The 22,108-nt window shown below is 69.1% G+C and carries 20 protein-coding genes and 1 pseudogene; 9 read left to right on the top strand and 12 right to left on the bottom strand.

The features are described from left to right. Nucleotides 1–16: 16 nt before the first annotated feature. The 3 genes and pseudogenes from dgcA to LZ017_RS05040 form a co-directional block, all read right to left on the bottom strand. On the bottom strand, nt 17–1,003 hold the full coding sequence (gene dgcA, locus LZ017_RS05030) for an N-acetyl-D-Glu racemase DgcA (protein ID WP_241298977.1): 987 nt from the start codon (nt 1,001–1,003) through the stop codon (nt 17–19). Then, entirely contained in the window at nt 993–2,021 is a 1,029-nt protein-coding gene (locus LZ017_RS05035) for a DUF1611 domain-containing protein (protein ID WP_241298978.1), read from the bottom strand. The genes dgcA and LZ017_RS05035 overlap by 11 nt, the downstream gene beginning before the upstream one ends. Nucleotides 2,022–2,432: 411 nt before the next feature. Next, nucleotides 2,433–3,023: pseudogene (locus LZ017_RS05040) on the bottom strand (transposase). A 146-nt stretch (nt 3,024–3,169) separates the two neighbouring features. On the opposite strand from LZ017_RS05040, the gene LZ017_RS05045 reads away from it, so the two are divergent. Beyond that, nucleotides 3,170–4,357 carry a hypothetical protein gene (locus LZ017_RS05045; protein WP_241298979.1) on the top strand — a complete coding sequence of 396 codons (1,188 nt, stop codon included), beginning with the start codon at nt 3,170–3,172 and terminating at the stop codon, nt 4,355–4,357. Between the two features lie 71 nt (nt 4,358–4,428). Then, nucleotides 4,429–4,941, top strand: a complete 513-nt coding sequence (locus LZ017_RS05050; RefSeq protein ID WP_241298980.1) for a GNAT family N-acetyltransferase — start codon at nt 4,429–4,431, stop codon at nt 4,939–4,941. 12 nt (nt 4,942–4,953) lie between these two features. Here LZ017_RS05050 and LZ017_RS05055 read toward each other — a convergent pair whose 3' ends face one another. Next, a complete protein-coding gene (locus tag LZ017_RS05055) occupies nt 4,954–5,514 on the bottom strand; it encodes a hypothetical protein (protein WP_241298981.1) in 561 nt (186 codons plus the stop codon). 304 nt (nt 5,515–5,818) lie between these two features. On the opposite strand from LZ017_RS05055, the gene LZ017_RS05060 reads away from it, so the two are divergent. Together LZ017_RS05060 and LZ017_RS05065 are read left to right on the top strand one after the other, a co-directional pair. Continuing rightward, nucleotides 5,819–6,184 (top strand): helix-turn-helix domain-containing protein, encoded by a 366-nt coding sequence (locus tag LZ017_RS05060; RefSeq protein ID WP_241298982.1) that lies wholly within the window; start codon nt 5,819–5,821, stop codon nt 6,182–6,184. Nucleotides 6,185–6,339: 155 nt separating this feature from the next. Continuing rightward, nucleotides 6,340–8,274 (top strand): MFS transporter, encoded by a 1,935-nt coding sequence (locus tag LZ017_RS05065; RefSeq protein WP_241298983.1) that lies wholly within the window; start codon nt 6,340–6,342, stop codon nt 8,272–8,274. A 3-nt stretch (nt 8,275–8,277) separates the two neighbouring features. Here LZ017_RS05065 and queA read toward each other — a convergent pair whose 3' ends face one another. Next, nucleotides 8,278–9,324, bottom strand: coding sequence for a tRNA preQ1(34) S-adenosylmethionine ribosyltransferase-isomerase QueA (gene queA, locus LZ017_RS05070; RefSeq protein ID WP_241298984.1), 1,047 nt, complete (start codon nt 9,322–9,324; stop codon nt 8,278–8,280). Nucleotides 9,325–9,493: 169 nt separating this feature from the next. Between queA and LZ017_RS05075 the strand changes: the two genes are divergently transcribed. Continuing rightward, nucleotides 9,494–9,889 carry a TraR/DksA family transcriptional regulator gene (locus tag LZ017_RS05075; protein ID WP_241298985.1) on the top strand — a complete coding sequence of 132 codons (396 nt, stop codon included), beginning with the start codon at nt 9,494–9,496 and terminating at the stop codon, nt 9,887–9,889. 60 nt (nt 9,890–9,949) lie between these two features. Beyond that, entirely contained in the window at nt 9,950–10,330 is a 381-nt protein-coding gene (locus LZ017_RS05080; protein ID WP_241298986.1) for a hypothetical protein, read from the top strand. A 53-nt stretch (nt 10,331–10,383) separates the two neighbouring features. Here the strand turns inward: LZ017_RS05080 and LZ017_RS05085 are convergent, their stop codons facing one another. Next, the gene (locus LZ017_RS05085) at nt 10,384–11,538 is read right to left on the bottom strand and encodes an aminotransferase class V-fold PLP-dependent enzyme (protein ID WP_241298987.1); all 1,155 of its coding nucleotides are present in this window, start codon (nt 11,536–11,538) and stop codon (nt 10,384–10,386) included. 96 nt (nt 11,539–11,634) lie between these two features. Here LZ017_RS05085 and recG point away from each other — a divergent pair, with 96 nt between their 5' ends. Then, entirely contained in the window at nt 11,635–13,782 is a 2,148-nt protein-coding gene (gene recG / locus LZ017_RS05090) for an ATP-dependent DNA helicase RecG (RefSeq protein ID WP_374109888.1), read from the top strand. Nucleotides 13,783–13,794: 12 nt separating this feature from the next. Here the strand turns inward: recG and LZ017_RS05095 are convergent, their stop codons facing one another. Then, on the bottom strand, nt 13,795–15,246 hold the full coding sequence (locus LZ017_RS05095; RefSeq protein ID WP_241298989.1) for a beta-lactamase family protein: 1,452 nt from the start codon (nt 15,244–15,246) through the stop codon (nt 13,795–13,797). Nucleotides 15,247–15,493: 247 nt separating this feature from the next. On the opposite strand from LZ017_RS05095, the gene LZ017_RS05100 reads away from it, so the two are divergent. Next, complete coding sequence (locus LZ017_RS05100) at nt 15,494–16,978, top strand: alkaline phosphatase (protein WP_241298990.1); 1,485 nt, start codon at nt 15,494–15,496, stop codon at nt 16,976–16,978. 18 nt (nt 16,979–16,996) lie between these two features. Here the strand turns inward: LZ017_RS05100 and LZ017_RS05105 are convergent, their stop codons facing one another. The 4 genes from LZ017_RS05105 to panB all read right to left on the bottom strand — a co-directional run bounded on the left by LZ017_RS05105 (nt 16,997) and on the right by panB (nt 20,276). Beyond that, nucleotides 16,997–17,701, bottom strand: a complete 705-nt coding sequence (locus LZ017_RS05105) for a peptidylprolyl isomerase (protein WP_241298991.1) — start codon at nt 17,699–17,701, stop codon at nt 16,997–16,999. 97 nt (nt 17,702–17,798) lie between these two features. Further along, nucleotides 17,799–18,461, bottom strand: coding sequence for a peptidylprolyl isomerase (locus tag LZ017_RS05110; RefSeq protein ID WP_241298992.1), 663 nt, complete (start codon nt 18,459–18,461; stop codon nt 17,799–17,801). Between the two features lie 124 nt (nt 18,462–18,585). After that, nucleotides 18,586–19,419, bottom strand: a complete 834-nt coding sequence (gene panC / locus LZ017_RS05115; RefSeq protein ID WP_241298993.1) for a pantoate--beta-alanine ligase — start codon at nt 19,417–19,419, stop codon at nt 18,586–18,588. Nucleotides 19,420–19,421: 2 nt separating this feature from the next. Continuing rightward, nucleotides 19,422–20,276, bottom strand: a complete 855-nt coding sequence (panB, locus tag LZ017_RS05120; protein WP_374109879.1) for a 3-methyl-2-oxobutanoate hydroxymethyltransferase — start codon at nt 20,274–20,276, stop codon at nt 19,422–19,424. A 107-nt stretch (nt 20,277–20,383) separates the two neighbouring features. On the opposite strand from panB, the gene LZ017_RS05125 reads away from it, so the two are divergent. Beyond that, nucleotides 20,384–21,304, top strand: coding sequence for a hydrogen peroxide-inducible genes activator (locus LZ017_RS05125; RefSeq protein ID WP_241298995.1), 921 nt, complete (start codon nt 20,384–20,386; stop codon nt 21,302–21,304). An 18-nt stretch (nt 21,305–21,322) separates the two neighbouring features. Here LZ017_RS05125 and LZ017_RS05130 read toward each other — a convergent pair whose 3' ends face one another. After that, complete coding sequence (locus tag LZ017_RS05130) at nt 21,323–21,997, bottom strand: LysE family translocator (protein ID WP_241298996.1); 675 nt, start codon at nt 21,995–21,997, stop codon at nt 21,323–21,325. Nucleotides 21,998–22,108 lie beyond the last annotated feature (111 nt).

Below are 22,108 nucleotides of genomic sequence, written 5' to 3' on the forward strand. Positions count from 1 at the left end.
GCCCGCCGGGCGGTCGTCAGCCCCACAGCGCCGCGTCGGGTGCAGCGAGCTGGGCCCCCTCGTAGCGCATCGCGTCCGGACGATCGGACTGCATCAGCAGCGGGCCGTCCAGGTCCACATAGCTGCAGTCCTGCGCGATCAGGTGCGCCGGCGCCATCGCCAGCGAGGTGCCGCCCATGTTGCCCACCATCAGCCCGAAGCCACGCGCCTGGGCCTCGCGCGCCAGCGCCAGCGCCTCGGTGAGGCCGCCGGACTTGTCGAGCTTGATGTTGATGAACTGGTAGCGCCCCGCCAGCGCGGGCAGCGAGGAACGGTCGGCGCAGGACTCGTCCGCGGCCAGCGGGATGGGCGAGGCGAGCCCGTCCAGCTGCGCATCGCTGCCGCGCGGGACCGGCTGCTCGATCAGCTCCACGCGCTGCGCCTGCAGCTCGGGCAGGAGGCGCTCCAGCAGCTCGCGGTTCCAGGCCTGGTTGGCGTCGATCACCAGGCGCGCGGACGGATGCTCCTCGCGCGCGTAGCGCACCCTGTCGACATGGCGCTCCGCGTCGGCCTTCAGCTTGAGCAGCGGCAGGTGGCGCGCGGCGCGGATCTTGCGCCGCGCGTCGGCCTCGCTGCCCAGACCGATGGTGTAGGCCGTCAGCACCGGCGCGACGCGCGCCAGGCCGATCTTCTGCCATACAGGCCGGCCGGACTGCTTGGCGCGCAGATCCCACAGCGCGCAGTCCAGCGCATTGCGCGCCCCGCCCGGCGGCAGCCAGTGCATCAGCTCCTCGTGGGTCAGCCCGGCATGCAGGCGCGGGCGCAGCGGCTCGATCTGTGCCGCCATCGACTGCGGCGTCTCGTCGTCGTAGGGCACGCCGGTGGCCTCGCCATAGCCCTGGTGGCCCTCGCCGTCGCCCAGGCGCACGACGAGCACATGGATCGCGGTCACCACGCTGCGCGAGATCTCGAACGGCTCCTTCAACGCCCAGCTCTCGCTGGTGAGTTCGCATTCAAGCGTCATGGGAAGACTCCTTGTGGTGGTGAATCGCTTCGGCCAGCCGGTCCACGCCGCCACGCAGCGGATCGACGACGGGCAGCCCCAGTTCGGCCTCGACGCGCGCGCGGTAGGCCTGCCATTGCGCGTCGTCCAGCGTGGACGAATTGATGCTGATGCCGACGCAGCGCACCGCCGGATTGGTCAGCCGCCCGGCGCGCAGGTAGGCGTCGATGGCCTCGGCCAGCGAGGGTGTCGGGAAGTCGGGCCAGCCGTCCAGGCGCTCTCGGCCAGCGTGATGACACAACACCAGCGCATCGGGCTGCGAGCCATGCAGCAGCCCCAGGCTGACGCCGGCATAGGCGGGGTGGAAGAGCGAGCCCTGGCCTTCGATCACGTCCCAGTGGCCGGCCTCGTTGTCCGGCGACAGTTGCTCGGCCACGCCGGCGATGAAGTCGGACACCACCGCATCGATGGCCACGCCGCTGCCCGCGATCATGATGCCGGTCTGCCCCGTGGCGCGGAAGCTCGCAGGCACGCCGCGCGCCTGCAGCGCGCGGGTCAGCGCCAGCGCGGTGTACTTCTTGCCCAGCGCGCAGTCGGTGCCCACGGTCAGCACGCGCTGCCCGCGGCGCTTGCGCCCGGTGCCGGTCACGCGGGGCCAGTGGCCGTGGCGCACGTCGTGCAGCTGCACGCCCGCCGCGCGCGCGGCCTCGGCCAGCTCGGGAATGTCGGCCAGCCGCGTGTGCAGGCCGCTGACGATATCCAGCCCGGCGCGCACCGCGGCCATCAGCGTGGGCAGCCAGTGGTCCGGCAGCCGGCCTCCGATCGGTGCGATGCCGATCAGCAGCGAGCCGGCCCCGGCCGCGACCGCCGCCGCGATGTCCATCGCCGGCTTGCCGGTGCTGACCGCGGCCTCGGGGAAGGCCAGCTCGCCGAGCACGTCGTCCGGGCACCAGTCGGCCACGCCCAGCGCGGTCTTGGCGTCCGCGACCGAGGCCGCGTCGCCGAGGAAGATCAGATAGGGTTTGCGCAGTACAAGCATGGTGGAAGCTTCCGCAGGGAAAAACCGGGGGGCCGTCGCCGCAACGCTCGAACGTCAGGAGGCAGGGGCGCGGTAACAGGCGCTGCGCCCCCGCAGCGCCATCCCGACGGCCAGCCCCGGCGCGCCGCCGCGGTCCAGCGGGTCGAGCCGCGCATCCGGCGCGACGCTATGGGACTCGGAGGACATCGGGACGGAAGGCATCGGGGAGGGCTCTGAGGCCTTGTGGCAAGACCTAGACGAGCCACGCGGCCGTTTCCCCCAACAACATGGGGTATCTACCGAGGCCCGCCGTGCGGGCAAAGCCTTTGCGCCCGGCATATCGGAGGGGAGTGCCGCCTCCGGACCAGCGTGCCGGTGGATGCCGTCCATACGTAAGCTCCTCCGTCAAGTAGACAGCTCAGAAGCGGAGACTTACTGGTTGAATACTGTGGGCTTGACAACAGCCGGCGGCACACTGCCCGAGGAATCGTGCGGCCGGTATTCGTTGTAGTCGGTGCGCCAATCGTCGGCGGCCTGGACTTCGCTCGCAGCGTTGAACAGCCAGGCATCGAGCACCTCGAAGGCTCCGGCAGTCAACTCCGGCCCGTTGTCCACGCGGATCGCTTCGGGCTTGCCGTAGACCTCGACCAACTGGCCCATCACGCGCAGCACGCGCGACGACGGGATCGCGGTGACGCACTCGATGCGCAGCGCCTCACGGTTGCCTTCGTCGATCACGTTGAGCGGGCGATCGGCCTCACAATTTTCGCGACAGGACGTCCTTGATCGCGACGTTCTTCAGGGCCAACTCGGCGCACATCTTCTTCAGTCGCGCGCTCTCGGCCTCCCGCTCCTTGCCCCGCTTGAGCTCGTTGACTGACATGCCCGCGTGCTTGTTCTGGCACTGGCAGCACGTCGCCGCCCTGCCGCCGTGCTGTCGGCATACCTCCGCCATCGGCAGGCCAGGGCCCCCTTTTCCCGGATCGCCATGATCTGGGCCTCCGTGAATCTCGACTTCCTCATCGCTCTTTTTCCCGAAGATGCGGAAGCCTCTATTTTCAGACTGTCCCTTTAATAAGGGAGCTTACGGGCATGAATGCGTTCAACCAGGAAAGAAAATCTTTAACCTCAACTCCACACCACCAGCAAATCACCCCAGGGGGTTTCGAATGAAATATCCGATTTACACACAAATCCACTTTCTCCTGACGATGACTGCGTCCACATTTTCAGCCCTCGGACAGACTTGTGCCGCCCTGGTGGAAGGAAATGGAAAACTCTACGCAACCACCAGTGACGGGAAAATACTAAATCAATTTCCCACCAACGCAAGGGATAAATCAAACATTTCTCTCTCCCCCGATTTTAAGAAGGTATCTTTTCAGTCCACGACTGAACCACAATATCTCAGCATAATCAATGCGGCTGGAGTGTCGTCTAAGATCTACATCGCGGGCAACATGTACTCGAATTTATTTGAATCAACCTGGGATTCAGAAGACTTGTTGCAAATACGTCACCGCTACGGCCACATACAAGATAAGTTTTCTTTTATATATGTAGACGAAGCGCCATCCCTCCATATAAAACCAAGTCACATTCGCACGGATTCCGCTGCATGCCAAGCTCATGGGCGCCCAGTTTCGATAGCATGCATTACCGAAGGCGTGGTTGAAATAAATTCGGAAAGAATATATACACCGAACAAGTTCGCACAAGGAAAATCTAGAACTCTGGCCGTACACAAAATTCATGTTGGAACAGGAATTTACACACAAACAGCCCCAAGCTTCCATATTGAATTAATCTCCATCAAAGACGGCATTACACTGAAGTTGAGTTCTCCCACGGGGTACTCCTCAACATCGCGCATCAACGAAGGAGAGGTTTTCGACATACCTCTTGGTGACGACATTTATGGTGTAACAGCAAAGGTTCTTGATTCAAGAACTGGCATCGTCGAAGCAAAACTTCTCAAAAGCGGCTACAACTCAACAATTGCCGAAACTGCAATCGCGTGGAAGGGAAAGGGGAAAGTGGTAATTTTTGAGAGGCTTCATTCGGGAGATAGCTTGGTGATCATCAACACCACTTATCCACACCAGCATACAAAATTCCCTGCTTCACTTCCGATGTCCATTTCCTATATGAAGTTCATCTCTCCTTCAAAAATATTTTTCAAGGGTTCGCCGGATGAGTTCACCTTGGGCACAATCAATCTCAATAATTCAAACGGGAATGTCATTGAATCAATTGAGGTTCTGCCACGCTTACTGGCGGTGAAGTCCGAAGACGAGCCCTTGCCGCTACCTGTCCTCGACTGGGTCTGTGGGGTACAGGCCAAGGATCGCCCTTGAGGGCAGCCCCCGCCGTTCATCATCGATATGCTGCGAGCCGCCTTCTCCCCCCTGGATTCCGCTTGCCCACCATGACTGCTACGCCGCGACCACAGATCCGCCCCTACGCCGCTGCCGACCGCGCAGCCTGTCTCGCGATCTTCCGCAGCAACCTGCCACGCTACTTCGATCCGTCGGAACTGCCGGAGTTCGAGGACTTCCTTGAGCGGCCCAGCGGCGACTACGTCGTGGTGGAACAGGACGGCCTCGTCGTCGCCTGCGGCGGCTGCTATCTCCGCGAAGGCGTCGGGCGCCTGAGCTGGGGGATGGTGTCGCAGCAGCACCACCGGGCCTCGCTGGGCACTGCGCTGCTGGTCTGGCGCATCAACCACCTGTTCCAGCACACCGAGACACCCGAAATCACGATCGACACCAGCCAGCACACGGCGGGCTTCTTCGCGCGCCACGGCTTCCGCACGACGCTGCAGGTCGCCGATGGCTTTGGCCCGGGCATAGACCGGGTCGCGATGTCGCTGCGGCGCGAGGACTGGCTGGCGCGGGCTCAGCCGTCCCCACGGGGCGCCACCGCATCGCCAGGGGCCTGAGGGCGGACGGGCCTACGCCCCCGGCGAGCCGCCACGCGTTGCCGGCACGCGCAGCAGGTCCCGCCGCCGCAGCAGATGGCGCCGAATGAGCAGCCGGCCCCGACGGTCGAAGGCGATCAGCACGCCGACCCAGGCGGCCAGTTCGGGCGGACAGACCCGCTGACGCGCACGCAGCTCCTCGATCAGCGAGCCATAGCGCAGGCACTGCGACTCCAGCAACTCGATGCGGGCCCGCTGCGCGGCGCGCAGTGGCGGCGTCCGTCCGCGACAGGACTGCCAGCACACGCGCTGCCACAACCGCTCCAGCCGTAGACGCTGCCGTTCAAGCGCCCGCAGGGTCTCGGCCATGTCTTCGCTGTGCACCTCGGACAGCGTGGGCGCATCGCGATAGGCCTGCCAGACGGTCGCATCGAAGACCAATGCCACATCCACCCAGGCCCAGCCCTCCCGGTCGCGCAGCGTCACGGCCCAGGCCTGCAGCTGCTCCAGCGCACGGTACTGCGCCGCGCTCAGCGCGTCGAACCCGCCCTCGGGGAGCCCGCGCACCAGGCCGGTCGCGATGGACCCGTACACGCAAGACCCGCCCCCCTGCCCTGACGGCAAGGCGTCCGCGGCCGCCGCCAGCAGCGCCGGCCCGGCATGACCGCTCCCCGGAGCGGGCCTCTTCCTGCCCAGACGTAGCGCTCTCACCGGCAATGCCCCGTCGTGGCGGATTCCGACGGACCGACCGTGTGCAACACCGGCGGACGCGCCGGACCTCGAACCTCTTTGCCTGCTTCAATCACCATCGGGAACCTGAGATCAACACGGGGATCCCTCAATTGTGTGTTACGTATAACGTAACGACAATTATGAACGATGTTACGAGACTCGAAACATGTCTCGTAGCTCCGAAAGTCCATCCGTCCTCGGCCGGCGCATGCGCGCGCGGCGCGAGGAGCTGGGTTGGTCGCAGGAGAAGGTAGGCGTCGAGATCGGCATCGACGAGTCCAGCAGCCGCACCCGCATCAGCCGGTACGAGTCGGGGATTCACGAGCCACCCGGTCCCACGGCCAAGGCGATCGCCAGGGCCTTGAAGGTGCCACTGGCCTATCTGTACTGCGAGGACGACGGCGTGGCCGCGCTGCTGCTGGCTCTGCACTCACTGCGCCGCGAGGAGCGGGACGCCCGGGTCAGGCAGTTCGTCCGCCTGCTGGCCGAAGGTGGCGGCACTCAGGCCGGGCCCGGCCGGATGAACCGCTGAACGCCCCGGGGCCCGGCCCCGGCACGGGTCCGTCATTCACCGCGGGTAGCATCAGACGCGCCCGCCCGGGCCAGCGGCTGCGCCCCCAGGGTTCGGCCTCATCGAAGGGGCGCCGGGGCGGGCGATGATGCGCCCCACACCACCCGAGCCCACCCATGAGCCGACCTCCCGAGCACGCCAACCAGTTCGCCCTGCTGACGCAAGCCCGCTTCGCGCCCTTCTTCTGGACGCAGTTCCTCGGCGCGGCCAATGACAACCTGTTCAAGTTCGCGCTCACCGTGCTGCTGACCTATCAGCTGCAGATCGCGTGGCTGCCGCCCGCGCAGGCCGGGCTGGTGATCGGGGCGCTGTTCATCCTGCCCTTCGTGCTGTTTTCCGCGACCGCGGGCCAGCTGGCCGACAAGCACAACAAGACAAGGCTGATTCGCCTCGTGAAGACGCTGGAGATCGCGATCATGGCCCTCGCCGCCTGGGGCTTCATGGCCGGCCATGTGGCGCTGCTGCTGGCCTGCGTCTTCCTGATGGGGCTGCACTCCACGCTGTTCGGCCCGGTGAAATACGCCTATCTGCCGCAACAGCTGGACGAGCGCGAGCTGACCGGCGGCAACGGCATGGTGGAGATGGGCACCTTCGTCGCGATCCTGCTGGGTAGCCTGGCCGGCGGCGTGCTGGTGGCCTCGCCGCAGGTGGGCGCCACCCAGGTCGCGCTGGCCTGCCTGGCGCTGGCGTTGCTGGGCCGACTCGCGGCCCAGGCCATCCCGCCCGCGCCGGCGACCGACCCGGGCCTGCGCATCAACTGGAACCCCATCAGCGAAACCCTGGCCAACCTGCGCCTGGCGCATGGCCAGCTGGCGGTGTTCCGTTCGCTGCTGGGCATCTCGTGGATGTGGTTCTTCGGCGCGGTGTTCCTGGCCAACTTCCCGGCGTTCGCCAAGGAGGTGCTGCACGGCAACGAGCAGGTCGCCTCGCTGCTGCTGATGGTGTTCTCGGTGGGCATAGGCGTGGGCTCGCTGGCCTGCGAGATGCTGTCGCGTCGCCATGTGGAGATCGGCCTGGTGCCCATGGGCGCGCTGGGCATGAGCGTGTTCGCGCTGGACCTGTACTTCGCCTCGCGCGCGCTGCCGCCGGTCCCGACGGCCTGGAGCGTCGGCGAGTTCCTCGCCCAGCCGGCGCACTGGCGCGTGCTCGCCGACCTGGCCCTGGTGGCGCTCAGCGCCGGCCTCTACAGCGTGCCCATGTATGCGCTCATCCAGCTGCGCGCCGAGCCCACGCACCGCGCCCGCATCATCGCGGCCAACAACATCCTCAATGCGCTGTTCATGATCGTCAGCTCGTTGATGGCCGGCGCCTTCCTCGGCGCGGGGCGCAGCGTGCCGGAGCTCTTCCTCGCGGTGGGCCTGCTCAACGCGGTGGTCGGGGCCTACATCTTCCTGGTCGTGCCGGAGTACCTGCTGCGCTTCGTCGCCTTCCTGCTGTCGCGGCTGGTCTACCGCTACCGCCTGCGCGGCGACGAGCACATCCCGCTGCAGGGCCCCGCCGTCCTGGTCTGCAACCACGTCAGCTTCGTCGACGCGGTGCTGCTGATGGCCGCCAGCCCGCGCCCGGTGCGCTTTCTGATGGATCACCGCATCTTCCGCATCCCGGTGCTGGGCTGGCTGTTCCGGCTCGCCAAGGCCATCCCCGTCGCGCCGCAGAAGGAGAATCCCGCCGTCTACGAGGCCGCGTTCGCGCAGGCCCGCGCGGTGCTGGACGAGGGCGAGCTGCTGGGCCTGTTTCCCGAAGGCGGCATCACCCGCGACGGCGCGCTGCAGCCCTTCAAGGGCGGCATCATGAAGATCCTCGAGACCCACCCGGTGCCCGTGCTGCCCATGGCGCTGCAGAACCTGTGGGGCTCGTTCTTCTCGCGCGTCGAGCAGGGCCAGGCCATGGTGCGGCCCTTCCGCCGCGGGCTGTTCAGCCGCGTCGTGCTGCAGGTCGGTGCGCCGCTGGCGGCGGCCGAGGTGTCGCCGGAGCTGCTGCGCGAACGGGTCGGCGCGCTGCTGGCGTCGGATGCCACCGGGCCCACGCCGGGCCGCGTCGAACTCTCCTGAGGCTCAGGCCGGCGCCCGCTCCAGCAGCATCGCGTCGCCATAGCTGAAGAAGCGGTAGCGCTGCTCGATCGCGTGGCGGTAGAGCGCCATCACCGGCTCGTAGCCGGCGAATGCGCTGACCAGCATCATCAGCGTGCTCTTGGGCAGGTGGAAGTTGGTCACCAGGCGATCCACGACGCGGAACTGGAAGCCCGGGGTGATGAAGATGTCGGTCTCGCGTGCGCCCGGCTCCAGCACCCCGCCCCGCGCCGCCGATTCCAGCGCGCGCAGCGTGGTCGTGCCCACGGCGGTGACGCGCCCGCCGCGGGCGCGGCAGCGCGCGATGGCGGCCACCGTCTCGTCCGGCACCCGGAACCACTCGCTGTGCATCTTGTGCTCGGCCAGCTGCTCGACGCGCACCGGCTGGAAGGTGCCCGCACCCACGTGCAGCGTGACATGCGCGCTGTCCACGCCACGCTCGGCCAGCGCCGCCAGCACGCCTTCGTCGAAGTGCAGCGCCGCCGTCGGCGCCGCCACCGCACCGGGCTCCTTGGCGAACACCGTCTGGTAGCGGCGCACGTCGTCCTCGGAATCGCCGTGCTCGATATAGGGCGGCAGCGGCACATGGCCGTGGCGCTCGAGCAGCTCGAAGGGGTCACCCGACAGGCGCAGATGGAACAGGCCCTGGTCCGGGCCGCAGCGGCCCAGCACCTCGGCGTCGAAGGCGCCATCGGCAAAGCTCACCCGCGCGCCCGGCTTGGGGCTTTTGCTGGCACGCATGTGGGCCCAGACCTCGCGGGTACCGGGCAGCACGCGCTCCACCAGCGCCTCCACCGCACCGCCACTGGCCTTGTGACCGTACAGCCTAGCCTTGATCACCTGGGTGTTGTTGAACACCAGCAGATCGCCGGGATTGAGCAGCTGCGGCAGATCGCGGAAGACGCGGTCCACCGGCGGCCACTGGCGGCCGTCGAGCAGGCGCGAGGCGCTGCGCTGCGCGGCGGGATGCTGGGCGATGAGTTCGGGAGGCAGAGCGAAGTCGAAGTCGCTCACCGTGTAGTGACGGGACATGGTGTTGAGGGCCGGACAGACCCGTGCCAAGCGAAGGATGGGCGGCGATTGTCGCACCGCCCCCCCGGCCGCACGCCGCCGCCGGGCCCGCGCTGAATTGACCCGCGTCAACCTTCGCGGGCGGCGCGGGTGCCACCATGGAAGCGCCAATCGGAACAAAGGACAGACGATGAGCAGCGCGTTGACACCCGGCCAGCATGCCCTTCTGGAAGCCGCGCTGGTCCGCCGGCAGCATGAGCTGGAGCGGACTTTGCACACGCAGCTGGGCGACCAGGACCGCGTGGCCCACGCACGCGAACAGCTGCTGCAGGACCTGGACGGCGAGACCGCGCATGAGGCCGACCGCGAGGTCGATCTGGCGCGCAGCGACCGCGGCCTGCAGGCGCTGCGCGAGATCGGCGCCGCGCTGACCCGGCTGCGCGAGGACGCCGACTACGGAAGGTGCACGGACTGCGGCGCCGCCATCCCCTTCGACCGCCTGAAGCTGCAGCCCGAGGCGCTGCGCTGCGTCGCCTGCCAGGGCGCGCTGGAGAGACAGGCCGGGCTCTCCACCCCCAGCCTCTGAACCCCTTTACTGACCCCGCGCGGCCCGCCGCGCACCCGTGAGCGAGAAAGCGAGAGAACCATGAGCCTGTTTCACGCCGTCGTCTGGCTGGACCACCACAACGCCAACATCCTGCAGTTCGACGCCGAACATGTGCAAGCCGAGAAGGTGAAGTCCAGCAGCCGCCACAGCAAGCAGCACGGCAGCGCCGTGCGCACCGAGCACGAGTTCTATGCCGAGGTCTGCGCCGCGCTGGACGGCATCGCCGAGATCCTGGTCGTGGGCTCCAGCACCGCGCAGGCGGACTTCAAGCACTACGTGGAGAAGCACCGCCCCGCGCTGGCGCCGCAGATCGTGGGCTACGAGACCGTGGACCACCCGAGCGACAAGCAACTGGTCGCGATGGCGCGCCAGTACTTCCTGAAGTACGACCGCATGAACGGCACGCCGACGCCGATGTGAGCCGGACCGGCACGCCGCGTCGCTGAATCAAGGCCCCTCGCGAGGGGCCTTTCTCATGCCGGGTCGCCCCGGGGCCCGTGGCCCAGCACGCGACCCAGCGCGGCGTCCAGCGCCGCCACCGTGCGCTGCGGCTGGGCGAGCTTGTCCAGGCCGAAGAGCCCGATGCGGAAGGTCTTGAAGCCCGGACCCTCGTCGCATTGCAGCGGCACGCCGGCGGCGCTCTGCAGCCCCTCGGCCGCCAGGGCCTTGCCGCTGTGCAGCCCGTCGTGCTCGGTGTAGCTGACCACCACGCCGCTGGCCTCGAAGCCCGGCGCGGCGACGCTGGGCAGGCCATGCGCGCGCAGCATCGCGCGCACGCGCCGGCCCAGGTCGATCTGCGCGTCGCGCAGCGCCTCGAAGCCGCGGCCGCGGCTCTCCAGCATCGCGTCGCGGCAGCGCGCCAGCGCGTCGGTGGGCAGGGTGGCGTGGTAGGCATGGCCGCCGTTTTCGTAGGCCTCCATGATCTGCAGCCACCGGCGCAGGTCCATCGCGAAGCTGGTGCTGCTGCTGTCGTCCAGCAGCGCGCGGGCACGCTCGCTGAGCATCACGAAGGCGCAGCAGGGCGAGCCGCTCCAGCCCTTCTGCGGCGCGCTGATCAGCACGTCCACGCCCAGCGACTCCATGTCCACCCACAGCGCGCCGGACGCGATGCAGTCCAGCACGAACAGCGCGCCCACCTCGTGGGCCGCCTTCGCGACGGCGCGCAGGTAGTCGTCCGGCAGCAGCAGGCCCGAGGCGGTTTCCACATGCGGCGCGAAGACCAGCTCGGGGCGCTGCGCGCGCAGGGTCTCGACGACCTCGTCGAGGGGCGGCGGCGCATAGGGCGCCTGCGCGTCGCCGGACAGCGGCCGGGCCTTGAGCACCAGCTGCTCGGACGGGATGCGCCCCATCTCGAAGATCTGCGTCCAGCGGTAGCTGAACCAGCCATTGCGCAGCACCAGGGTCTTGCGGCCGCCGGCGAACTGGCGCGCCACCGCCTCCATGCCAAAGGTGCCGCTGCCCGGCACGACGATGGCCGAACGCGCGTGATAAACCGACTTCAGCACGCCGGACAGATCGCACATCACGTGCTGGAAACGGCGCGACATGTGGTTGAGCGCGCGGTCGGTGTACACCACCGAGTATTCAAGCAGGCCATCGGGATCGACGTCGGGCAGCAGTCCGGGCATGGGGCGTCTCCTCGTTGCATGACGAAGCCGAGTCCAGCTTAGCACCCATGCGCCGGAGCCGGCGGCAACCGGGGCAGAATCGCGGCCATGTCCGACATGCCCGAGGCCAGCCCCGCTCCCGCGCCCCGTCCCAAGTCCGCGCCGCAGAAGGCGATGGAGAAGCTGGGCCTGCTGCGCGACATCGACCTGGCCCTGCACCTGCCGCTGCGCTACGAGGACGAGACCCGGCTCACCCCCATCGCCGAGGCGCGCGACGGCGACACCGTGCAGTGCGAGGGCGAGGTGGTGGACAACCGCATCGAGCTGCGCGGCCGGCGCCAGCTGCTGGTCAAGCTGCGCGACGAGCGCGGCGCCCAGCTGCTGCTGCGCTTCCTGCACTTCTATCCCGCGCAGCAGAAGGCCATGGCCATCGGCCTGCGGCTGCGCGTGCGCGGCGAGATCCGCGCGGGCTTCTTTGGCCGCGAAATGGTCCATCCCAGCTTTCGCAAGGTGGACGAGGACACGCCGCTGGCCGCCGCGCTGACGCCGGTCTACCCGGCCAGCGCCCAGCTGCCCCAGGCCTATCTGCGCAAGGCCATCGCGTCGGCGCTGAAGCGTGCGCCGCTGGACGAGGTGCTGCCCCCCGCGCTGATGCAGCTGCCGATCACGCGCGGCCTGCCGCCGCTGCGCCAGGCGCTGGAGTTCCTGCACCATCCGCCGCCGGACGCGCGGCTGCAGACCCTGGAGGACCACAGCCACCCGGCCTGGCAGCGCCTCAAGTTCGAGGAGCTGCTGGCGCAGCAGCTGAGCCAGCAGCGCGCCCAGCGCGAACGGGCGCTGCTGAAGGCCCCGGCGCTGCGCGCCGCGCCCGGCGGGCTGCACGAGCGGCTGCTGGCCGCCCTGCCCTTCCGGCTGACCGACGCGCAGCAGCGCGTCGCCGAGGAGATCGCGCAAGACCTGGCACGGCCGCAGCCCATGCACCGGCTGCTGCAGGGCGACGTGGGTTCGGGCAAGACCGTGGTCGCCGCGCTGGCCGCGGCGGTGGCGATCGACGCCGGCTGGCAGTGCGCGCTGATGGCACCGACCGAGATCCTGGCCGAGCAGCATTTCCGCAAGCTCATCGGCTGGCTGGAACCCTTGGCGGTGAAGGTGGCCTGGATCACCGGATCGGTCAAGGGCAAGGCGCGGCAGAAGATGCTGGACGCCGCCGCCTCCGGCGAGGCGATGCTGATCGTCGGCACCCACGCGGTGATCGAGGACAAGGTGCAGTTCAAGCGCCTGGGGCTGGCCGTGATCGACGAGCAGCACCGCTTCGGCGTGGCGCAGCGGCTGGCGCTGCGCAAGAAGCTGCAGTCCCAGGTCGCGCACCTGGACATGGCCCCGGGCGCGCCCGCCACGGCGCAACGCCCCGCCGCGCCGGCGGCATCGCAGGCGCCGGCGCAGGAGCCGCACATGCTGATGATGAGCGCCACGCCCATCCCGCGCACGCTGGCGATGACCTACTTCGCCGACCTCGCCGTCTCCACCATCGACGAGCTGCCGCCCGGCCGCAGCCCCATCGTCACGCGTGTCTTCGCCGACAGCCGGCGCGACGAGATCATCGAGAAGATCGCCGCCGCGGTGCGCGACGGACGCCAGGTCTACTGGGTCTGCCCGCTGATCGAGGAGAGCGAGGCGCTGGACCTGAAGAACGCCACCGAAACCCACCAGGAACTCAGCGCCGCGCTGCCGCAGCAGATGGTGGGGCTGCTGCACGGCCGCATGCCGCCGAGCGAGAAGGCGGCGGTGATGTCCCTGTTCTCCGGCGGGCAGATGAGCGTGCTGGTCGCGACCACGGTGATCGAGGTGGGCGTGGATGTGCCCAATGCCAGCCTGATGGTGATCGAGCACGCCGAGCGCTTCGGGCTCAGCCAGCTGCACCAGTTGCGCGGCCGCGTGGGCCGGGGTTCGGTGGCCAGCGTCTGCGTGCTTCTGTACACCGGCCCGCTGTCCGACACCGGCAAGTCGCGCCTGCGCGCGATGGCCGAAACCACCGACGGCTTCGAGATCGCGCGGCGCGACCTGGACATCCGCGGCCCCGGCGAGTTCATGGGCGCACGCCAGAGCGGCGCCCAGCTGCTGCGCTTCGCCGACCTGCAGGAAGACGCGCCGCTGCTCGGCGCGGCGCGCCGGCTTGCGCCCCAGCTGCTGGACCAGCACCCGGCGGCGGCGGCGGCGCAGGTGGACCGCTGGCTGGGCGGCAAGGCCGAGTATCTGAAGGCCTGAGGTCAGAGGCGCTCAGGACACCCAGGCGATCAGACCCAGGACGCCGACGCCCAGCAGCGGCAGCCACGGCGCAAGCCAGGGATGGCGCGGCCGCCAGGGCCGGTGGCGCCCGCGCCAGAGCAGGGCCAGCGCCTCCAGCCCCAGCAGCAGGCCGACCGCCATGGACACCCACAGCGGCCAGCCCGCATAGGCCCAGACCAGCCCCAGCGCGCCCGCCGCCAGCAGCAGTTCGCCGACTTGCTGCAACCGGCTGCGCGGACGCCAGGCGCCCAGCGCCAGCGCGAGCGCCACGCTGCCCAGCAGCACCGCGCCCAGCCAGACCGGCCACAGCGAACGCGCCGCCGGGGCATCGTCCGGCAGCAGTGGGAACCGCGGGTTGAGCAGGTGCAGCCCCAGGTCATCGAGCATCATCCGCCCGTTGGCCATCAGCAGCACGGCGCGGCCGGTGGCGCGGCTGGTGCCGATGAAGCTGCTGAAGCCGCCGGTACCCCCGACGTGCGCGGTGATGACATCGCCATGCGCGGCGATCAGCGCCCAGCCCAGGCCCATGCTCTGTCCCTGCACCGCGGGGATGTGCGATCGCTGGGCGCCGGCATCGAAGGGCGGCGCCCCATCGCGCAGGCGCTGCAGCAGCGGTGCCATCTGCGCGGCGCTGGCGCGCAAGGCGCCGGCGCCGACAAATGCGTTCAAGGTCCAGGGCGGCTGCGCGCGACGGCCCCGGTAGCCGCTCACCTGGCCCTGGCGCCAGGCGGGGTCGTCGCCCATGCTGGCTCCGTCGGCGCCCGCCGGGACGAAGATCTCGCGCCGCATCAGCTCACCCAGCGGCTGCTGTGCCGCAGCCTCCAGCGTGAGCCCCAGCAGCGCGTAGCCGAGGTTGGAATAGCTCAGCTTCGGCGTGTCCCCCGACGCGGACCAGCGGCGCAGGTCGTCCAGCAGTTCGCTGTGGCTGTAATCGCGGTAGGGGTCCTCCTGCAGCAGAAAGCTGCTGTCGCGCAGGAAGTCCCAGGACATGGGCAGCCGCGGCAGCCCCGAGGTGTGCGTGGCCAGGCTCAGCAGGGTCAGGCGCCCGGCGTCGGTGCCGCGCAGCTCGGGCAGCCAGCGCTGCACCGGATCCTGCAGGTTCACGCGCCCGTCGGCCGCCATGCGCGCCAGCAGGCTGCCCACCATGGCCTTGCTGATCGAGCCCAATTCGAAGACGGCATCGGCATCGAGCGGCCGGCCGGACCGGTCGGCCTGGCCCAGCAGCAGGATGCGCGGGGTCTTTTCCTTCCCCTCCAGCAGCACCGCCGCGATCCCCGTGGCGCCGCCGGCGCGCGCGGACAGCGCCGCTTCCAGCCGCTGCTGCGCCTGTCGGCGCCAGGTCTCGCCCTCGCCGGTCACCGGCGCGTCGGCCGCGAATGCGCCGACGCTGCCGAGCAGCAGGACGGCCACCCCATGGCGCAAGGCCAAGCTCACAACGTTCATGCCTCCCCCCTTTCTCCGTCGATGGCGGCAGGCCGGATGCCTGTCGCTTGAAATGATGTCCGTCACCGCGGCGTCACGCGGTCTCTCCAGCATGCGGCGCTGCCCCCGAACGCCCAGGAGTCATGTCATGGACCGCCGCCGCTTTCTGAATACCAGCGCCCTGTTGCCCGGAGCCCTTTGCGGGGCAAGTCTGCGGCCCGCCACGGCCGCCCCCACACCGGCACCCGCCCTCATCACCCGCGACGCCATGCGCCCGCAGATGCCGCATGGCGTGCAAAGCGGCGATCCACTGGCGCGGGCCGCCATCGTCTGGACGCGCAGCGACCGGCCCGCGCGCCTGTGGCTGGAGTGGTCGACCACGCCCCGCTTCATCAACGCGCAACGCCTGCGCGGCCCCCATCTGCTCGAGACCAGCGACTTCACCGGCCGCATCGACCTGCAGGGCCTGCCCGCCGGGCAGGAGATCTTCTACCGCGTCATGCTGCAGGATCTACGCAACGAACGCGTGATGTCCGAGCCCCTGGCCGGGCATTTGCGCCTACCCGCCGACTTCGGACGCGCCGCGGCGCGACGCGACGTCCGCTTCTGCTGGAGCGGCGACACCGCGGGCCAGGGCTGGGGCATCAACGAGGCCTGGGGCGGCATGAAGATCTACGAGCAGATACGCCGCCTCAACCCCGACTTCTTCCTGCACTGCGGCGACACCATCTATGCCGACGGCCCGATCAGCGCCGAGGTGAAGCTGCCCGACGGCAGCCTGTGGAAGAACCTGGTGACGGAGCAGGTCAGCAAGGTCGCCGAGACGCTGGACGAGTTCCGTGGCCGTTACCGTTACAACCTGATGGACACCCATGTGCGGCGCATGTCCGCCGAGGTCGCGCAGATCTGGCAGTGGGACGACCACGAGGTGAGCAACAACTATTCCGACAGCAAGGACCTCCGCGACGACGCGCGCTACACCGAGAAAAACGTGCCGTTGCTGGAGGCGCGCGGCCGCACCGCCTTCCTGGAATACGCGCCGATGCGGCCCTTCCACGCGGCGGAGTCGGCGCGCGTCTACCGCCACCTGCCGCAGGGCCCGCTGCTGGACCTGTTCGTCGTCGACATGCGCAGCTACCGCGGCCCCAACAGCGCCAATCTGCAGCGCGAGGAGAACGACGACAGCGCCTTCATGGGCCGCCCGCAGATCGCCTGGCTGCTGGATGGGCTGAAGCGCTCCAAGGCGGTGTGGCAGGTGATCGCCGCCGACATGCCACTCGGCCTGCAGGTGGCCGATGGCAAGGACGCCCAGGGCCGCGACCGCTGGGAGGCGATCGCCAACGGGGACGACGGCGCGCCGGCCGGACGCGAACTGGAGATCGCGCGGCTGCTGGCCGGCATCAAGAAGGCGGGGCGGCACAACGTGGTCTGGCTCACGGCCGACGTGCATTACACGGCCGCGCACCACTTCGATCCGGCACGGGCGCGCTTCAGCGACTTCCTGCCCTTCTGGGAATTCGTTTCCGGCCCGCTGCATGCGGGCGGCTTCGGCCCCAACCCGGCCGATGCCACCTTCGGCATGCAGGTGGTCTACCAGCGCGCGCCCGACGCGCCCAACACCCCGCCGACCAGTGGCCTGCAGTTCTTCGGCCAGGTCGACATTGACGCGAAAACGGCGGCGCTGACGGTGACGCTGAAGGACCTGGCCGGACAGGCGCTCTTCAGCAAGACGCTGGCCCCCAGGCGCGCCTGAGGGCCGGCGCCAAACGCGTCACTGCAGCCGCTGCACCCAGTACACCAGCACCTCGGTCTGCGGCCTCAGATCGCCGCTGCCGTAGTCGTAGACCGGCTGCTGGTTGATGGCCTCCACCGTGCCCATGCCAGAGATCACGCGGCCGAACACGGTGTAGCCCGGCTGGCCGGGATTTTGGTAGTCCAGGCCCGGGTTGTCGCGGGTGTTGACGAAGAACTGGCTGGTCGCGCTGTTGGGATCGCCGCGCCGCGCCATCGCCAGCGTGCCGGGCAGATTGGCCAGCCCGTTGTTGGACTCGCTGACGATGGGCGCGTAGGTGGGCGGCTTGTAGCGCATGCCCGGCGTGTAACCGCCGCCCTGGAACACGAAGTTGCGCTCCACATGGTGGATCAGGGTCTGGCTGTAGAAGCCGTCGGAGACGTACTTCAGGAAGTTGTTCACCGTGACCGGTGCGTAGGAGGGATAGAGCTCGAACACCATCTCGCCGGCGCTGGTCAGCATGCACACGGTGGTGTAGCGGCTCTGCGCCGAGGCGGCCAGCCCGGCCGGGCTGCAGCTGTAGGTGGGCGGATAGGGTTGGGGATTGGGCCGCGGTTCGGGCGGCGGCAGCGGGCGGTCGTCGCGACCGCCGCCCCCACAGGCGCTCAGCAGCAAGCCGCAGCTCAGCAGCAGGCCGGTCAGGCCGATCAGACGCAGATGACGACGGGACAGTAGATAGCGCATGGCGGGCTCCTTGCCCCGCTCAACGCGCCCGCCGCACGGTTGTTGACGCCGCTGACAGCCTGTTACCGCGGGCGACCATCGCCCGCGGTGGTGGGCCTCACTGGGTCTGCGTGACCGCGGTGACGACGACGTCCTGCGTCGGCACGTTGCTGTACAGACCTTCGTTGCGCACCGGCAGGTTGCGGATGCGCTCGACCACGTCCGCACCGGACAGCAGCTTGCCAAAGACCGCGTAGCCGTAGCCGTCCGGGTTGGGATAGTTCAGCTTGGCCGCGTTGTCGACGACGTTGATGTAGAACTGGCTGGTGGCGCTGTCGGGCACCTGGGTGCGCGCCATCGCGATGGTGCCGGCGACGTTGGACAGCCCGGTCTTGCTTTCCAGCGCGATGGGCGGATAGGTGGTGGCCTTGTCGACCAGGCGGCCCACGGTGTCGCGGGCCATGCCGCCGCCCTGCACGACGAAGTCCTTCTCGACGCGATGGAACAGCGTGCCGACGTAGTAGCCATCCTTCACGTACTTCAGGAAGTTGGCCGTGGTGACCGGCGCATGCTGGGCGTCCAGGCCCAGTTCGATCTGGCCCTGGCTGGTGGTGATCAGCACCTTGTGGGTGATGACCATGGTCACCGGCGGGATGGGCTGCGGCTGCGGGTTGATGGGGCTGCCGGCGTCGGAGCCGCCGCCGCCGCAGGCGGTGATCAGGGCGGCCGTGCCGGCCAGGGCCAGGGCTTGGCCCTGGCGCTTCAGGTGGGGTGCGCTCATCGTGCTGCTCGCCAAAAAAGCGGGCAGTATGGCGGCCGTCATGCCGCCGTCACACAGGGCGAACCCCGCAGCCGTGCGGGCCGCGCACGCTCATGCGTACGCGGTCGGCCCGCGCACCCGCTGCTCAGGCTTCCAGGTTGTCGATCAGGCGCGTGGCGCCCAGCCGCGCCGCGCCCAGCGCCACCAGCGGCTCGCCGTCGCGCGCCTCGCCCAGGTCGTGCTGGCGGCGCAAGGTGACGTAGTCGGGCTGCCAGCCGGCGTGGCGCAGCGCCTGCATCGCATCCTCTTCCAGCACGGCCAGATCGCGCTCGCCGGCCTGCCAGCGGGCGATCAGCTGCTTGAGCGTCCGCGACAGCAGCAGCGCCTGCTGCTTCTGCGTCTCGCTGAGATAGCCGTTGCGCGAGGACAGCGCCAGGCCCTGCGGGCTGCGCTCGGTCTCGCCGGCGAGGATCTCGATGGGCAGCGCCATCTGCGCCACCATGCGGCGGATCACCATCAGCTGCTGGTAGTCCTTCTTGCCGAACACCGCGACCTGGGGCTGCACGATGTTGAACAACTTGGCCACCACGGTGCAGACACCGACGAAGAAGCCGGGGCGGAAATGCCCCTCCAGGATGTCCGCCAGTTCGGCGGGCGGATGGACCTTGTAACCCTGAGGCTCGGGGTACATCGCCGCCTCGTCGGGTGCGAACACCCAGTCGCAGCCGGCGCCGTCGAGCAGCTCGGCGTCGCGCGCCAGCGTGCGCGGGTAGCGGTCGAAATCCTCATGCGGCGCAAACTGCAGCCGGTTCACGAAGATGCTGGCCACCACCAGCCCCTGCGGCCCGACCGCGGCGCGGGCCTGGCGCACCAGGGCCAGGTGGCCGTCGTGGAGATTGCCCATGGTGGGCACGAAGGCGATGGGGCCGCGGCCCTGCAGCGCGGCGCGCAGCGCGGGGATGTCGTGATGGATCTGCATGATCAGTACCCGTGCAGCTCGTCTTGCGGGAAGCTGCCTGCCTTGACCTCGGCGACATAGCGGCGCACCGCGTCCTGCACCGACACGGCGCCCTGCATGAAGTTCTTGACGAAGCGCGGACGGCGGCCGGAGCTCAGGTCCAGCATGTCGTGCAGCACCAGCACCTGGCCCGAACAGCCGACGCCCGCGCCGATACCGATCACCGGGATGGGCAGGCTTTGCGTCAGCTCGCGCGCCAGCGCGGCCGGCACCATCTCCAGCACCAGCATGCGCGCGCCAGCCTCGACCAGGGCCTGGGCCTGGGCCTTGAGCTGGGCGGCGCCCGCCTCGTCGCGGCCCTGCACCTTGTAGCCCGACAGCGAGACCACGGTCTGCGGCGTGAAACCCAGATGGGCGCAGACGGGAATGCCGCGCTCGGTCAGGAAGCGCACCGTGTCGTCGATCCAGCCGCCGCCTTCCAGCTTGACCATGTGGGCGCCCGCCTGCATCAGCTGCACCGCGTGGGCCAGCGCCTGCTCGCGCGACTGGTGGTAGGCGCCGAAGGGCAGGTCGGCCACCACCCAGGCATGGCGCCGGCCGCGCGCGACGCAGCGCGTGTGGTAGACCATGTGCTCCAGCTGCACCGGCATGGTGGTGCTCTCGCCCTGCAGCACATTGCCCAGCGAGTCGCCCACCAGCAGCACGTCCACGCCCGCGTCGTCCAGCACCGACGCGAAGGTCGCGTCATAGCAGGTCAGCATGGCAATCTTGTCGCCGCCGGCATGCATGTCCAGCAGGCGTTGCAGAGTCATGGGTTTGCGTTCGCTCATGGGGTCCCCCGGGGTACATCGCGGTTGGGAACCGGCCGTAACCGGCATCCGGTGGGCCGGCAGTGTAGCCGCCACCCGCCGCAGCCTCCCATTCTGAACGGACCGCCCGGCGTTCCCTCCGGCGGAGGACAATGCGCCATCCCCAGGAGTTCCGCATGACCTTGACCGAGTTGCGCTACATCGTCGCCGTCGCCCGCGAGCGCCATTTCGGCCGCGCGGCCGAGGCCTGCTTTGTCTCGCAGCCCACGCTGTCGGTGGCGATCAAGAAACTGGAAGAGGAGCTGGACGTCAAGATCTTCGAGCGCGGCGCCAACGAGGTTTCGGTCACGCCGCTGGGCGAGGAGATCGTGCGCCAGGCCCAGTCGGTGATCGAGCAGGCCAGCGCGATCAAGGAGATCGCCAAGCGCGGCAAGGACCCGCTGGCCGGCGCGCTGCGCCTGGGCATCATCTACACCATCGGCCCCTACCTTCTGCCCGAGCTGGTGCGCCACTGCATCGAGCTCTATCCGCAGATGCCGCTGATGCTGCAGGAGAACTTCACGACCAAGCTGCTGGAGATGCTGCGCACCGGCGAGCTGGACTGCGCCATCATGGCCGAGCCCTTCCCCGACACCGGGCTGGCGCTGGCGCCGCTGTACGACGAGCCCTTCATGGTGGCCGTGCCCAGCCACCACCCACTGGCCAGCCGCGAGGCCATCAGCGCCCAGGAGCTGAAGGCCGAGACCATGCTGCTGCTGGGCAACGGGCACTGCTTCCGCGACCACGTGCTGGAGGTCTGCCCCGAATTCGCCCGCTTCTCCAGCGACGCCGAGGGCATACGCAAGAGCTTCGAGGGCAGTTCGCTGGAGACCATCAAGCACATGGTGGCCTCGGGCATGGGCGTGACCGTGGTGCCCTCGCTGAGCGTGCCGGCCCAGCCGCCTACCCATCTGCGCTACATCCCCTTCGAAGGCACGCCGCCCAGCCGCCGCGTCGTGCTGGCCTGGCGCCGCACCTTCACACGCTACGAGGCGATCGCCGCGCTGCGCAATGCCATCTATGCCTGCGAGCTGGACGGCGTCACGCGCCTGAGCTGAGCCGCGCGAGCCCGCTCGCTAGCGCGCCTGCGGCCAGCTGTTCCACAGCGTCGCCACCGCCAGGCCGATCAGCAGCAGCCCCATCGCCCCGGCCAGCAGCGACTGCCAGCGGCCGGTGCCGGGCGTCGCGACCCGCTGCGCGCCCAGCGTCGCGGCCAGCACCGCGCCATAGATCGCGATTTGATTGCCCGCGATGATCAGCGCCAGCCACAGCGCCTGCACCGCCAGGCCGCGTTCCGGACTGCGCAGAAAGGCCGGGAAGACCGCCAGCATGAAGGCATAGGCCTTGGGGTTGAGCAGGCAGTTGACCATGCCGTTGACGAAGATGCGCCGGCCCGGCGGGACCGCGGCGGGTGCCGCGGGCGGGCTCGCCGGAGTGGCCGGCGCCGCCGGCGCCGCGGGCCGCCACGCGGCGCGCAGCATCTGCCAGCCTATCCAGGCCAGGTACAGCGAGCCGGCGACCAGCAGCCCCTGGAAGGCGCCCGGCAGCAGCATCAGCAGCGCCGACAGCCCGCTGAGGTTGAGCAGCACATGGACCAGCCCGCCCGCGACGATGCCGGCCAGGGCCAGCAACCCGCCGCGCCGCCCCGACTGCAGCGCATGGCCGACGATGTAGGCCATGTCCATGCCCGGCAGCACGATGATGCCGAAGGTCAGCAGGAAAAAGAGCCAGAGGCTGTGCGAACTGTCCATGGCTGGGCCCGGCGGCGGTGACGAAGGAGGATGCGCAGTCTAGGCAGCGTCCCTGACAGCCGCTGTCAGCTGCGGCCCGCCCGCAATTCTGGCTATTGCCGCCTTTAGGCT

It is taken from the genome of Pelomonas sp. CA6, assembly GCF_022549225.1.
Lineage (GTDB): Bacteria > Pseudomonadota > Gammaproteobacteria > Burkholderiales > Burkholderiaceae_C > Roseateles.

Bases quoted from the DNA above. Each gene is read 5' to 3' on its own strand.
- dgcA (WP_241298977.1), bottom strand. From the start codon at position 1,003: ATGACGCTTGAATGCGAACTCACCAGCGAGAGCTGGGCGTTGAAGGAG.
- LZ017_RS05035 (WP_241298978.1), bottom strand. From the start codon at position 2,021: ATGCTTGTACTGCGCAAACCCTATCTGATCTTCCTCGGCGACGCGGCC.
- LZ017_RS05045 (WP_241298979.1), top strand. From the start codon at position 3,170: ATGAAATATCCGATTTACACACAAATCCACTTTCTCCTGACGATGACT.
- LZ017_RS05050 (WP_241298980.1), top strand. From the start codon at position 4,429: ATGACTGCTACGCCGCGACCACAGATCCGCCCCTACGCCGCTGCCGAC.
- LZ017_RS05060 (WP_241298982.1), top strand. From the start codon at position 5,819: ATGTCTCGTAGCTCCGAAAGTCCATCCGTCCTCGGCCGGCGCATGCGC.
- LZ017_RS05065 (WP_241298983.1), top strand. From the start codon at position 6,340: ATGAGCCGACCTCCCGAGCACGCCAACCAGTTCGCCCTGCTGACGCAA.
- queA (WP_241298984.1), bottom strand. From the start codon at position 9,324: ATGTCCCGTCACTACACGGTGAGCGACTTCGACTTCGCTCTGCCTCCC.
- LZ017_RS05075 (WP_241298985.1), top strand. From the start codon at position 9,494: ATGAGCAGCGCGTTGACACCCGGCCAGCATGCCCTTCTGGAAGCCGCG.
- LZ017_RS05080 (WP_241298986.1), top strand. From the start codon at position 9,950: ATGAGCCTGTTTCACGCCGTCGTCTGGCTGGACCACCACAACGCCAAC.
- LZ017_RS05085 (WP_241298987.1), bottom strand. From the start codon at position 11,538: ATGCCCGGACTGCTGCCCGACGTCGATCCCGATGGCCTGCTTGAATAC.
- recG (WP_374109888.1), top strand. From the start codon at position 11,635: ATGCCCGAGGCCAGCCCCGCTCCCGCGCCCCGTCCCAAGTCCGCGCCG.
- LZ017_RS05095 (WP_241298989.1), bottom strand. From the start codon at position 15,246: ATGAACGTTGTGAGCTTGGCCTTGCGCCATGGGGTGGCCGTCCTGCTG.
- LZ017_RS05100 (WP_241298990.1), top strand. From the start codon at position 15,494: ATGCGCCCGCAGATGCCGCATGGCGTGCAAAGCGGCGATCCACTGGCG.
- LZ017_RS05105 (WP_241298991.1), bottom strand. From the start codon at position 17,701: ATGCGCTATCTACTGTCCCGTCGTCATCTGCGTCTGATCGGCCTGACC.
- LZ017_RS05110 (WP_241298992.1), bottom strand. From the start codon at position 18,461: ATGAGCGCACCCCACCTGAAGCGCCAGGGCCAAGCCCTGGCCCTGGCC.
- panC (WP_241298993.1), bottom strand. From the start codon at position 19,419: ATGCAGATCCATCACGACATCCCCGCGCTGCGCGCCGCGCTGCAGGGC.
- panB (WP_374109879.1), bottom strand. From the start codon at position 20,276: ATGCCGGTTACGGCCGGTTCCCAACCGCGATGTACCCCGGGGGACCCC.
- LZ017_RS05125 (WP_241298995.1), top strand. From the start codon at position 20,384: ATGACCTTGACCGAGTTGCGCTACATCGTCGCCGTCGCCCGCGAGCGC.
- LZ017_RS05130 (WP_241298996.1), bottom strand. From the start codon at position 21,997: ATGGACAGTTCGCACAGCCTCTGGCTCTTTTTCCTGCTGACCTTCGGC.